At 54.8% G+C, this 13,325-nt stretch carries 11 protein-coding genes; 2 read left to right on the plus strand and 9 right to left on the minus strand.

The features are described 5' to 3' along the window. Nucleotides 1–43: 43 nt before the first annotated feature. Nucleotides 44–982: a LysR family transcriptional regulator gene (locus TH30_RS17525; protein ID WP_114099399.1), complete on the minus strand. Its 939-nt coding sequence runs from the start codon at nucleotides 980–982 to the stop codon at nucleotides 44–46. Between the two features lie 96 nt (nucleotides 983–1,078). Here TH30_RS17525 and TH30_RS17530 point away from each other — a divergent pair, with 96 nt between their 5' ends. After that, entirely contained in the window at nucleotides 1,079–1,939 is an 861-nt protein-coding gene (locus TH30_RS17530; RefSeq protein ID WP_114099400.1) for an SDR family oxidoreductase, read from the plus strand. Between the two features lie 97 nt (nucleotides 1,940–2,036). Here the strand turns inward: TH30_RS17530 and TH30_RS17535 are convergent, their stop codons facing one another. Beyond that, the gene (locus TH30_RS17535) at nucleotides 2,037–2,891 is read right to left on the minus strand and encodes a D-amino-acid transaminase (RefSeq protein WP_114099401.1); all 855 of its coding nucleotides are present in this window, start codon (nucleotides 2,889–2,891) and stop codon (nucleotides 2,037–2,039) included. 393 nt (nucleotides 2,892–3,284) lie between these two features. Here TH30_RS17535 and TH30_RS17540 point away from each other — a divergent pair, with 393 nt between their 5' ends. Further along, complete coding sequence (locus TH30_RS17540; RefSeq protein WP_114099402.1) at nucleotides 3,285–4,208, plus strand: arylamine N-acetyltransferase family protein; 924 nt, start codon at nucleotides 3,285–3,287, stop codon at nucleotides 4,206–4,208. Nucleotides 4,209–4,282: 74 nt separating this feature from the next. On the opposite strand, the gene TH30_RS17545 is transcribed toward TH30_RS17540, so the two are convergent. The 7 genes from TH30_RS17545 to TH30_RS17575 form a co-directional block, all read right to left on the minus strand. Further along, nucleotides 4,283–6,796 carry an autotransporter family protein gene (locus tag TH30_RS17545; protein ID WP_181850382.1) on the minus strand — a complete coding sequence of 838 codons (2,514 nt, stop codon included), beginning with the start codon at nucleotides 6,794–6,796 and terminating at the stop codon, nucleotides 4,283–4,285. A 268-nt stretch (nucleotides 6,797–7,064) separates the two neighbouring features. After that, complete coding sequence (locus TH30_RS17550) at nucleotides 7,065–8,054, minus strand: GAF domain-containing DNA-binding protein (RefSeq protein ID WP_114099404.1); 990 nt, start codon at nucleotides 8,052–8,054, stop codon at nucleotides 7,065–7,067. A 129-nt stretch (nucleotides 8,055–8,183) separates the two neighbouring features. After that, nucleotides 8,184–8,963: a substrate-binding periplasmic protein gene (locus tag TH30_RS17555; RefSeq protein ID WP_258548776.1), complete on the minus strand. Its 780-nt coding sequence runs from the start codon at nucleotides 8,961–8,963 to the stop codon at nucleotides 8,184–8,186. A gap of 162 nt (nucleotides 8,964–9,125) precedes the next feature. After that, entirely contained in the window at nucleotides 9,126–10,235 is a 1,110-nt protein-coding gene (locus TH30_RS17560; protein WP_114099405.1) for an ABC transporter ATP-binding protein, read from the minus strand. 13 nt (nucleotides 10,236–10,248) lie between these two features. Continuing rightward, entirely contained in the window at nucleotides 10,249–11,100 is an 852-nt protein-coding gene (locus TH30_RS17565) for a carbohydrate ABC transporter permease (protein WP_114099406.1), read from the minus strand. Between the two features lie 10 nt (nucleotides 11,101–11,110). Further along, nucleotides 11,111–12,052 carry a carbohydrate ABC transporter permease gene (locus tag TH30_RS17570; protein WP_258548777.1) on the minus strand — a complete coding sequence of 314 codons (942 nt, stop codon included), beginning with the start codon at nucleotides 12,050–12,052 and terminating at the stop codon, nucleotides 11,111–11,113. Next, a complete protein-coding gene (locus TH30_RS17575) occupies nucleotides 12,049–13,317 on the minus strand; it encodes an ABC transporter substrate-binding protein (RefSeq protein WP_114099408.1) in 1,269 nt (422 codons plus the stop codon). The genes TH30_RS17570 and TH30_RS17575 overlap by 4 nt, the downstream gene beginning before the upstream one ends. Nucleotides 13,318–13,325 lie beyond the last annotated feature (8 nt).

The following is a 13,325-nucleotide window of genomic DNA, read 5'->3' on the forward strand; positions in this document are numbered from 1 at the left end:
CCCCTGTCCCCGCGTTTTGATCCGGTTTTTGTCATTGTTAAAATCAGATATCCCTTTCCAGATATCCGGTTCGCAACGCAGGGTCGAGCGATTTCATCACATCAATAAAGGCGCGTAAGGGTGGGGGAACGCGCCGGTGATCCGGGTAATACAGGAACAGCCCCGGAATTTCGGGCAACCAGTCATCCAGTACGGTGACAAGATCACCACTGGCAATGGCGCGCGCGGCATAAATCTCTGACACGTAAGCAATGCCAAGCCCCTGACGGGCGGCATCGACCATCAGATCATGTCGATCCAGTGTTAGCGGGCCGGACACATCAATCGAGATTTCCTGACCCTGCTTTTCGAAATCCCAGTGATAGATCTTGCCGCTGGGAAAACGATGGCGGATGCAATCATGGCTTTGCAAATCATCAGGTACGACAGGGCGCGGGCGGGTTTTGAAATAGTCCGGCGAAGCCACGGCAAGAAACCGGAATGGCGGACCAAAGCGGACTGCCACCATATCAAGTGGCACGTTTTCGCCCAATCGTGCCCCGGCATCAAATCCACCGGCGACGATATCGACAAGCCGTCCTTCGGTCACAAGATCAATCGCCACATCCGGATATCGTTTGCGCATTTCCGGCACAACATGACGGGTTAAAAGGCGCGCAGCCCCATCGGATGTATTGATGCGCACCGTGCCTGACGTCCCGCCGGTGCGAAAGCTGTCAACCGTGCCGATGGCTTCTTCAAGGTTGACCAGTGCCGGGCGCAACCGGTCCAGAAGCTGTTCGCCTGCTTCGGTCAGCGAGACACTGCGCGTGGTGCGATGAAACAGACGGATATCAAGATTGCTTTCCATGTTGCGCAGCGCATGGCTGAGTGTGGAGGGCGCAACACCCAGCGCATCAGCCGCCTTGCGAAAGCTGCGATGTTCGGCAACCGCGATGAAGAACCGCATGTCATTTAAGGTCGGCTGACTGATTGCTGGCATATTTTCACTAACCAATCCAAATTAAGCGTAGTTATCGCATCAATCTTTGGTTTCTATAGTCCCCCCATGTTCAGAGCAAGACAGAAAGGAACTGACATGGACAAGACATGGTTGATTACCGGTGCATCGTCCGGGTTTGGTCGCGGGCTTACGGAAAAGCTGCTTGCACGTGGAGATCGGGTGATCGCAACGGTGCGGCGCACGGGATCGCTTGACGATCTGATCGCGCAATATGGTGAACAGCTTCGTGTCGCCGATCTTGATGTGAGCGATACTGATGCGGTGCAGGCGACTGTTGATAGGGCCTTTGCCGATGTCGGACGCATTGATTTCATCGTTAGCAACGCTGCCTTTGGCATCCTTGGTGCGGCCGAAGAAACCGGCATTGATCAGATGCGCCAGATTATTGATACCAATCTTTTGGGGTCAATTGTCCTGATCAAGGCCGCCTTGCCGCATCTGCGTGCCCAAGGATCGGGGCGCATCATTCAGGTATCGTCCGAAGGTGGCCAAATCGCCTATCCGGGCTTTAGCCTGTATCACGCGACCAAATGGGGGATTGAGGGCTTTGTTGAATCCCTTGCCAAGGAAGTCGCGCCATTTGACATCGAATTCATGATTGTCGAGCCGGGACCGGCACGAACCCCGTTTATCGGCTCCATCGTTCAGCCTGACCCGATTGCTGCCTATGATGGCACGCCAGCCCATGACCTGAAAGAAGCGGCCTTTGGCGGTGGCTGGGTGATCAAGGGCGATCCGGCCCGGATGGTCGATGCAATGATTGCGGCTTCGGATGCGCCCCAAATGCCCTTCCGTCTGTTGCTGGGCTCGGATGCCTATGCCGGTGTGCGCGCGGCATTGACCGAACGCCTGGCGGTGCTTGAAGCTGGCAAGGACGTCACCCTTGCAGCGGACTTTACCGAAGAAGAACTTGCCGCGATGCAGGCAACGGTTTGAAACGCAAAGCAAACCCCGCAAATCAAACCCCGATGCAAAAGAAAACGCCGCCCGAAGCCGGGCGGCGTTTGCGTTGGGACGCAGATGATGGAGCCAATCAGAGTGCGGTTGCGCGGTTGGCTTCGATATAGATTTCGCGCAGGCGCTTGGCGATCGGGCCGGGAACGCCATCGCCGATTTTCTTGCCATCGATTTCAGAAACCGGGCAGACGAATGCCGAGGCCGAGGTCGAAAAGGCTTCCTTGGCGTTCTGGGCTTCTTCGATGGTGAAGTGGCGTTCTTCGACTTTCAGCTGGAGCTCCTCGGCGCATTTCAGAACCGATGCGCGGGTGATGCCATGCAGAATGTCGGTCGACAGTTCGCGGGTGACAATCGTGCCGTCCTGGGTGACGATATAGGCGTTGTTTGATGATCCTTCGGTGACAAAGCCATCCAGAACCATCCATGCATCGTCGGCACCCTTGCTTGCGGCTTCGGTTTTGAGAAGCGACGCATAAAGCAGCTGCACGGTCTTGATATCGGACCGGCGCCAGCGGATGTCGGGGAAGGTGACGATTTTCTGTCCACGTTCGGCCAGGGCTGATTTGATCAGCGACTTGGACTGGGTGAACATAACGATGGTCGGCGTGGTTTCCGGGTTGATTGCGAAATCACGATCACCCGCCGACCCCCGCGAGACCTGAAGATAAATCAGGCCTTCGGTGATGTCATTGCGCTTTACCAGCTCACGATGGGCTTCAAGCAGCTGATCGATATCAGGCTTGAAGGAAAATTTAAGTTCGGAAAGCGAACGTTCCAGACGTTTCATATGGCCCATGAAATCGATCAGCTTGCCATCAAGTACCGAGGTCACTTCATAAACGCCATCGGCGAACAGGAAGGATCGGTCAAAGATCGAAATCTTGGCTTCGGTTTCCGGCAAAAACTCGCCGTTCACATAAACAGTACGCATGGCAACTTTCCTGGCTCAGGAACGGATAGGGATATCCGTCTTTGTTGGATATGGCGACGTTTCCTGCGGTCGGGCCGGATGCAGCACATGTCACGGCGACCGTCTGAGAACTATTTGGGTATTGATTATCACAGAGCGAGGGGCCCTGTCGTGCAAAAGCTGTGGATCATGCGTTCAAATGATCGAATGTTGCTTGTATGGGGCCTTAATAGGGATTGATGAATGATGATTGGCCCCGAATATGGGTGAATCGTCGCAGATTATTCGATTTCAAATTGGCAGATCAAAAAAATTGAAAATGAAGAATTTTTCCTTTGACCCTAACATAAGTTGAGGTTCTATCGTCCTGCTCCATGAGACCACAACATCATCGAAAAAAGATGGAGCCACGAGATGAATAGCCACCAGCCCGCAAACCGTGACGTCCTTGTCGCCAATGACCGGGGCAGCGTGCAAACCCGGATCGATGCCAGTTGGGCCAAACCGGTTCCTGTGCCGCGGCCAGAGGTCGATCTCGATGCCTATTTCGCGCGTATCGGATATGACGGCCCGCGCGAAGCAACCCTTGAAGTCCTGCAAACCCTGCATGCCCTGCATCCGGCCGTGATCCCGTTTGAGGCGATTGACGTGTTCAATGACACGCCGATCAGCATCGCGCCGGATCGGGTTGACCAGAAACTGATCCATGGCGGGCGCGGCGGATATTGCTTTGAACAAAACGGGCTGTTTCGCCGGGTATTGCGCAGCCTTGGTTTTAAGGTCGAAGGACTGGCCGGGCGGGTTTTGTGGGGATATAGCGAAGCTGACATGCCCCGTCCGCGCTGCCATATGGCCAACCGGGTGATCATTGATGGCGAGGCATGGCTTGCCGATGTCGGGCTTGGCGGATGTGTGCCGACCGCGCCGCTGTTGCTGGATACCGCCATGCCGCAGGTCACCCCGCATGATACCTATCGCGTGATCCGGGGCGAACACAGCTATCGCACCGAACTGGAACGCGATGGTGTGTGGAAGGCGGTGCATGAAGTCGATATCGCCCCGGTCGGTGACATCGATTACGAGGTCATGAACTGGTACGCATCCGATCACCCCGAAAGCGGTTTTTGCAAGACGCTGATGGTGGCGCGGTCTGCCCCGTTTGCGCGCTTTACCCTGCTCAATAACCGTCTGACCATCCGCCTTGTCACCGGCGAGGAAGAGCAACATACGCTCAGCATTGGTGACATCCCCCAGACGCTCAAGGACATCTTTGGCATCGAACCCGATCCGGCCTGGCAGGGGGCCTTTGCAAGAATGATCAGACACAGTAACGGATAAACGATTGTGCGGTGTTTATGCCGCCTGTGAATGATCAAGGGCGGGGAGTTTCGGCTCCCCGCTCCATGATTTTATTAGAAGTTCATTCGGAATCCTGCTGCAAGTGCATGTTCGGTGCGATTTTCTGACAGAGACGGTTGGTAATCGGCATAGAAGCTCCAGCCATTTTCATCGGCCAGGGCCATGCCGATATTGCCAACCAGTGTATCGCGATCCGTTTCACCGCCGGTCACATTGAAGGACGAGGTTCCGGCAAAGGCAAGGGTGGTGGTGCTGGTGGTCGGACCCAGATGGCGATCCCATCCCAGCCGGAATTGCGGAATGATGGTTTGACCGTTGCCGGTATCAATCATGCCCGCCATGCGTAGGCCAAGGCTTGCAGTCCCGGTCAGGAGGCTGTCGGCTTCGCGTGACAGATTGGCCGAACCGGCACCGGTTTCGTCAAAGCTGTCAAAATCATTCCACAAGATGCCCAATCCGCCAAAGGGCTCTATCCGCCAGTTCCTGTTCAGGGCAAAGCCCTTTGCCAGTTCGATTTCACCATTCAGGGCGTTATCGGTGTAATCAGCAGAGGCGGTGCGGTCAATTGAACCAAAATCAAGATTTCGGCTGCTTTCGGTTCGGATCATGGTCCATCCGGCCTGCCCGGAAAGCCGCCAGTCATCGCCCAGATCATGGTCGCCATAAAGACCGGCCATATAGTTTCCTGCCTCAAGGGTGGCATCACGGTTGCTTTGACGGCTGTTGCCATCGGCATAGCCGAAATAGACCCCGAACCGGGTGTCAGCGGACATGTTTGTGTCATATCCGCCGATCATGCCGGTCCATTTATAATCGGTAGTATCGACATTACTGTCGCCATCAATACGGCCCTTGCCACCGATGGCCTGTAACCATACAGAGGCCCCCTGTTGCATCACCTGATCGCCAAGCGACAGCATCGGGGCGTCGGTCGCGCCATCTGTGCGGATAATGTCACTGGAAGCCGGGCCGGACGCGGCAAAGCCGGTCAATTGTGCAGGGCTCAGCGTTTCGGCGGCAACAAGCGTTCCGGCATTGGCCCCGCCGGACCGCAAAACCGCCATGCGCCCGCCGATCTGCCCGCCCGCCTGTTGGGCGATCTGACCATTGATGGCGGTGCTGCTGGCGTGAACGTCACCGGAAAGCTGTTCATAGGCGCGCTGGACTTCGGCGGTTGTCAGACCCTGAAGGGCGGTGCGGATGGCGGCACCGTCCGTCCCCGGAAGATCATCAATGACAGCGGCAACTGCCGTCTGGTTGCCGGTAACGGCATGATCGGTAAAATCGGTGTCGTTGCGTGTGAGGCTAAGTGTTACATCGTTGCCGGTACCGCCACTATAGGAAACAGAAGCATCATAAAATGCCAGTTTGTTATCGATGCTGTTGAAGGTGCCGACAATTGCATCGACCCCGTCATTGGCGATGATGATGTGGGTATAATTGTTCTGTCCCGACATATCATTATCGGGCAGGCCAAGAACGCGGAGCGTCGCACTGCCAAGATCAACCGCACCATTGACGATCACCTGATCGGCATTGCCTGCTGAATTGACCTCGATCGCAAGGATCGATCCGCTGGTAAGGGTATAGTTGCCATTGACGGTCTGGGTGCCAATCGAATTACCCGGTGCATGAATGGCGCCCGATTGCAGGGTGGTCGCGCCAACCGTGCCCGTCCCGCCAAGGGTGGTACCGTTCTGGACTGTGAAGGCCGACGAACTGGCAGAGCCATTCACCAGCAAGGTGCCACCCGAAACGGTGGTGGTGCCGGAATAGGTGTTGGTGCCTGTCAGGGTCAGGGTTCCAGCACCCAGTTTGGTTACTTTACCTGCACCGGAAATCACACTGGCATAGGTCTGATCATCGCTGCGATTAAAGGCAAGTGTTCCGTTGCTGGAGGTGGTTATGTTGCCGCCTAGCGCCCCGGTGGTGCCACCATTGCCGATCTGAAGCGTTCCCTGCCCAACGTCTGTGCTTCCGGTATAAGCAGACGAATCCCCTGTTAAAATCTGGGTATGGTTACCGTTCTTGTTGAACTGCCCATTGCCGGTCATGACCCCGGAATATGTGTTGGAACTGGTGGATGTGATGGTGAAGGTGCCGGTATTGTAGATATTGCCAACCAACAGCCCCCCGCTTACCGAGAGGGTCCCCGCGTTATTAAGGGTGCCGGTATTGGTAAGCGTGGTCCTTAGGAGCATGTAACTGTTATTGGTCAGAGTCCCGCTATTGTTCAGCGTGCCGTCAGCATCAAAGGAGCCGTTATTGGTAAACGTGCCGTTATTGGTAAATGTGCTGCCACTGCTATTCTTCAGCGTGCTGCCATTCTCATTGGTAAACGTGACGTTATTGGTCAGTGTGCCGTTATTGGTCAGTGTGCTCGCACCGCTATTGGCAAATTGGCCGTTAATGGTGTAACTGCCGCTATTTTCAATCGTTCCACCGTTGGCAGCAACGATGCCCGTGGCGGTCTGGCTGTCGCCATTGGCAACGTAGATTTGCGCCAGTGCAATCTGTGGCGCAACAAGGGTGATCAATCCCCCGCCAAGGGAAAGTCCGCAAAGCACAGTTGTATCGTGCAGCAGGGCACAAAAGTACCGCCGCGATGGAAATGTCCGCATCGTCGTTTGTCCCGTCAACCGGGGCGGGGATCTTGTTTTTAAGGTGTTGCCCGCCTGTCTTTCTTCGCCTTTAGGGTGTGTCGATGCGCGGTGCAATCGGAAACAGAATACTTGACATGTATGTTCGACGAAGTGACATGAAATACAGTGTCATATGTGGAAAATGGCGTGTTTTCGGGGGCTTAGACAGAAATCTGGAGGCTGTTGAGGCGACTCAGACGCCAAGCCGATAGCGCAAATCCCGGCGATAGGGGCGCGAAACCGTCCAGGGTTTGTCCGTTCCACGCAAAAGAACTTCCCATCGCTGGCCGCTGGAACCGGCGTGACGGTCAAGATGGCGCACATGCAAAAGATTGATCACGCTTGTCCGGTGAATGCGCAGGAAATGCTTGGCGGGCAAAAGACCACTCCAGACCGATAAAGGCCTGAGATCGGTGATCTGGCTACCATCATCAAGATAGACGGTTGTGTAATCGTGGGATGAATGCAGTCCGGAGATTTCTACACTGGTCACACCGCGTACCAGCCCGTGACTGCGCAGATGGATCAGCGGTTCAGACGGAAGCGGTGTTTTGGGATTTTCATTGCCGTCCGGCTGCAAGCCAGTAGTCCGTTCGTAGCGGGCTGTTGCAATCAGGACACCGCATTGTGCCAGTGCAATAATGGTTTCCGATCCCCAGCGCATATGACAGGACGTGGCATCAAACCCGATGCAGGCGCGAAGCACTCCCCGCGAAAAGATCGGCACAGACAGAACGCTTTTGTCATTCTGACGCAGCATTTCGGCTTGAAGATCACGGGCAGCATGGGGAAGTGCGGCAACATCATTGATCATCACAGCCCTGCCAGCGGCAAGCTGACTATGCAGCCATGCAATCATGGTGACCGGGGTGTCCTGCAAATCCGCGACATGACAGGAAATGTTTTCGCGGCTCCATTCATGGGTATTGCGAAACAAAAGCCCGGTTTCATCATATTCAAACATCCAGGCCCGGTCGGCCCGGGCGGCGGTGCCGATATATGCCAGAATGCGGGAAATCGCATCGTCGCAGGGCTTTGACAGCAGCATTTGTGCGGCTTGAAACAGCCAGTTAGTTCCGGTTTTAGAACTATCGGGGGGCGTGTCCCCCGTCAGATGATCAAAAATCTCGAAAGGCGGGCACGCAACATCCGGCGTGCCAGAAAATGGCTCGTCCAACAGCATACTCGTATGTTCCTGCAACCTGAATATTGTTCATTTATTATTATGTCAGGTCCGTTTAAGTCGCTTTATCGGACCTGTTCGTGTCAGGGTTGCATGTTTAGGAGTGATTCGCAACAAAAGAGCATGTGCTCAGTACCGCATGACCAGCCCGAACCGTTCGATCAGGCCGTTAAAGGTTCCGTTTTGGCGGATTTCGGCAAGAGCGGTGTTGAACCTGACCAGAAGGCTATCGTTATCGGGATAGTCTTTTGAGGTCATCAGAAAAAGCGGGGCATGCGCAATAAGCGGTGGGTCAAGGGTATAGAAATTGGCGGCGATTTCCGGGGGGAACAGTTGATTGATCAGATACCAGCCAACCGTGGTTGCCGCCGGGAACAGATCAATCCGTCCCAGTTTCAGGCGTTCAAAATTCTGACTTTCATTCAGCGCGTAATCGGCCGCAATACCGGCCTCGGCAAATATCTGCTCGTAAAAATATCCCTGAATGCCGCCAATATGCCATCGCTTGAGCTCGTCAAGTTTTTCATAGGTTTCGGGCGGCAAGACATGTGCGCTTGTGCCGGGATCGCGATAGGCAAAAAAGCGCGAGTCCTCAAAATAGATCGGATCGGACAGGGCAAACCTGTCCTTGCGCTCTTGGGTAAGGGTATAGGGAAAGGTTCCCCATGCATCGAGATTGATGACCGATTGTTCGCCGCGTTTCCAGGGTTCTATCCTGACTTCAAATGTGACACCCATGATCTTGCCGATCTCGTAAAACAGGGCCGGGAGGAAGCTGTTTTCGACATTTTCCTGAACATAGGGCGGATAGATATTGGTGGTAATCACAAGGGTATGATCTGCACGCGCAAGGAACGGTGCGCAGATCAAGGCAAGCAACATAAAAAGATTTCGGGCGGTGATGATCATTATATATCTCAGATACTTGGCGATCTGAAACATATGGCGATGTATTTCCTGATTTGCAGAGGCCGTCACCGCGAAATCACCGATTGCACCACATCCCGGCAACCGTGGGGGTCAAATACGATACCCTTTGTTGCCGGGATGCTGGTTGGAAAGGCCCGGTGATCAGGTCAGAATACCGGCTGCATTGGCAGGGGGCAGGCGCTTTTCCGATGCGGTATCAAAGACATGGATTTTTGCCATGTCAAAGGCGATATGGATGAAGCTGTCCACCGGATAATCAGGTCGATCCATGGTGAAGATCTTGATTGGCTTTCCGGCAAGCGTGACGTGAACAAGGGTGGAAAGGCCCATCGGTTCAATCAGTTCGACCTTTGCCGGAAGACCGCCGCTTTGAGCATCGGCAACAATCGAGATATGTTCCGGGCGTGCGCCAAGCGTGATGGCCTGACCGGGCTTGGCATCGGCAACCGGCAGAACCGAAATCAGCGCCCCGTCCGAAAGACGGATGCCTGCGGTGGTGGCGTCGGCAATTTCATAGCTGCCTTCAAGGAAGTTCATCGCCGGTGATCCGATGAAACTGGCGACAAAGATGTTCGCGGGCCTGTCATAGATTTCGACCGGGCTTCCGACCTGCTGGATGATACCGTCATGCATGGCAACGATACGGTCGGCCATGGTCATGGCTTCGATCTGGTCATGGGTGACATAGACCGATGTCGCGCCAAGACGACGATGCAGCTTGCGGATCTCTGTGCGCATCTGTTCTCGCAACCGGGCATCAAGGTTTGATAACGGTTCGTCAAACAGGAATGCCTGGGGTTTGCGCACAATGGCGCGCCCCATGGCGACACGTTGGCGTTGCCCGCCGGAAAGTGCCTTGGGGCGACGGTCAAGAAGGGCCGTCAGGCCGAGGATTTCGGCGACGCCTGAAATCGCGTCCGATATCTTTTCCTTTGCGGTTTTGCGCAAGGCAAGCGCGTAGCTCATATTCTCGGCAACCGACATATGCGGATAAAGCGCATAGGATTGAAACACCATGGCGATATCGCGGTCCTTGGGCTGCAATTCATTGACCACGGTGCCGGCAATCGAAATAGCGCCCGATGTGATGTCTTCAAGTCCGGCAATCATGCGCAGCAAGGTCGATTTGCCGCAACCGGACGGGCCGACAAGAACAATGAATTCGCCGTCCGAGATATTGAGATCAATGCCGTGCAGGACATCAACCGCGCCATAGCTTTTGCGCGCATTTTCAATTTGAATGGAAGCCATTTGAAACGTCCTCTTATCCTTTGACCGCGCCAGCCGTCAGACCCTGCACCAGATAACGCTGGATCAGCAGGAAGAACAGGCAGGCGGGAACAAGTGCCAGCACACCGGCAGCCATCATCTGACCGAAATCGACACTGAATTTTGAAACGAATGACAGAAGTCCGACCGGGAAGGTTGACGCCGACTCACTGCTGACCAGCATCAGGGCAAACAAAAGCTCGCTCCAGGCAGCGGTAAAGACAAAGCCAAGCGTTGCCGCAACACCCGGAAGGGTCAGGGGCAGGATGATCGCCCGGAAAGCCTCAAAGCGGGTATTGCCATCAATCATTGCAGCTTCTTCCAGATCCTTGGGGATCCCGTCGAAGAAGGACTGCATCAGGAAGGTGGCAAACGGGACGTTGAAGGCCGTATAGACAATAATCAGTCCGGTCAGGCTGTCCGTCAGGCCAAGTGGCGCCAGAATTTTAAAGATCGGTGCGATCAGCATGACCAGCGGGAACATCTGCGTGATCAGCATCAGAGCGACGATGATCACCTTGCCGCGAAAGGCAAAACGCGAAAATGCATAACCGGTAAGGGCGGCAATCAGTGTTGTGACGAGGGCGGTTGTGCCCGATACGATCACGGAATTCAGGAAGTAATGCGGGAAGTTGCTTTGGGTCAGAACGAATGCATAGTTCTCCCACGAGGTGCGGGACGGCCACAAACGCACGCCTTCGGTATAAAGGATGTCGTTGGGCGTTACCGATACCTTGAGCAACCAGTAAAGCGGAAACAACGCAAAGATCACAAAGGCCGCAATCATCAAATAGTGACTGCCCCAGTAAAGCAGCTTGCGTGTGGAAGTTTGTCCGGTCAGGGTCATGGGGAATTCCCTAGCTATCTGTATGCGTCATGGCACGACGAAGCGCAATCACACTGAGCGCATAGGCCAGCAACAGAACAAGAAGGACTGCGGCAATCGCCGAGGCATAGCCGAAATCAAGTCGGCGGAAGGCCTGGGTAAAGATGTAGGAAGCAACAATCTGGGTGGAATCTGCCGGGCCGCCATTGGTCATGACAACGATCAGATCGGCGAAATTGGCAATCCAGATGGTGCGCAGCATCAGTGTGATGGCAATGGTTGGCGCAAGGAAGGGCAGCGTAATGCTGATAAATTGTTGGCGGGTCGTGGCACCGTCAATCGAGGCCGCTTCATACAATTCCTTGGGGATGGATTGCAGGGCCGCCAGCAGGGTGATGGCAAAAAACGGAATGCCAAACCAGATATTGGCGATGATCGGCCCCCACATGGCAAGGTCGGGATCCGACAGGATATTGAACGGTTCGGCCATCAGTCCAAGCGATGTCATCCAGTGCGGCAGCGGACCGACAACCGGGTTAAACATCCAGGCCCAGTTCAGACCCGAGAGAAATGTCGGAACCGCCCAGGGCAGGAAAACCAGCGCCTGCACAAGTCTGCGTCCAAGGAATTGCCGATTGAGCAGAAGTGCCAGAACAAGCCCGAGGCCGAACTGAAACAGCAGCGACCCGAATGTCCACCATGCGGTATTGGCAAGGGCGTCCAGAAACGCCTGATCTGATATCAGGGCTTCGAAATGGGCCGTACCGACAAAGCCGCCACTGAACGGGTTAAGGATACGGATATCGCGAAAGGCATAACTCAGTCCAAGGATCAGCGGCATCAACATCACCGCAATGATCAGGACAAGGGCCGGCGAGACATAAAGATAAGGTTCGATGATCCCGGAAAACTTCCTTGAGAAGCCTCCCCGTCTTTCGACGGGGAGTTTTCCGGTTTGGGTTCCAGTGTTCACTGATTTGCCTGCATCCATTTTTTCTGTGCGGGGGTCAGATAGTCTGCCCACTGATTGGCAAGCTCTTCCGGGCTGATCCGGCCAAGCATCGCTTCCTGACTGGTGCGGATGACCAGGCTGTCCTTGAAGAAGGCAAATTCTTCAAGGTGGGTCGGCATCACGGTCGGATGGACATCCGGATCGGAAAGTTCGGCGAACCATCCGGCAAATTGCGGGCTGGCAAAGAACGGATCACTTTCGGCGCCATTATGGATTGGAAGGGCACCAATACGCTTGTTCCAGGTCAGGTTGCTTTCCTTGGATTCAAGATGGGCGATCAGTTTCCAGGCTTCGTCTTTATGTTCACTGTTCGAGAACATCGACCAACCGGCATACCCGATGGTCGGGAATGCCTTTCCTGACGGACCTTTGGGCATGGTGGTCACGCCGAAATCTTCTTCCTTCATGCGGCTGGAAATCGCGATCAGTGCGTCGGGGTCCTGATCAAGCATCGCACAGGTCCCGGAATAGAACCCGGCGACAATTTCGTTAAAGCCCCAGTTCAGGCTGTCTTTCGGTGCCAGACCGTCTTTGTAAAGATTGATCAGATATTCCAGACCGTTTTCCCAGCCTTCGGAATTAAACGTGCTTTGACCGTCTTCGGTGAAGAATTTGTTCGAACCGGCTTCGGCGGCACCAAACATCACCCAGCCGTTCAAACCACCCGGTCCGCCACGCATGCAATAGCCGTATTTGCCCGGAAGGGCCGAGACTTTTTCGGCAGCCGCCCGGAAATCTTCAAGGGTTGCGGGGACTTCGGTGACACCGGCTTCTTCGAACAGTTTCTTGTTATAGAACATCGCACGAAGGTAAAAACCATAAGGCAGCATATAGGCGGTGTTGCCTGCCGAACGCGCAAATTCCAGTGCACGGTCATTCAGCGTCTTGGCACCATCCCATTTTGCCAGATACGGTTCCAGGCTTTCCAGGGCACCGTTATTGGCATAAAGCGTCAGCCAGGTGTCGGGCATCTCGACGACATCAGGCGTCTGGCCGGCTGAAACCATGGTTGCGAATTTCTCGAATGCCTGACCCCAGGGCAGGGAGGTGATTTCGACCGTTACACCGGGGTTCGCGGCTTCATACTCGGCGACCAGCCCTTTAAGGGTTTCGGTACGTTCCGGGCTGGAGATGACTTCCACCAGTTTCAATGTTGTGTCGGCATAGGCCTGACTTGTGAGCGCAATAGACGTCACACCTGCCAGTAGCGTTGTTTTCCAGTTCATTGTGAAGT

Source organism: Thalassospira profundimaris (assembly GCF_003326795.1).
Taxonomy (GTDB): Bacteria; Pseudomonadota; Alphaproteobacteria; order Rhodospirillales; family Thalassospiraceae; genus Thalassospira; species Thalassospira profundimaris_C.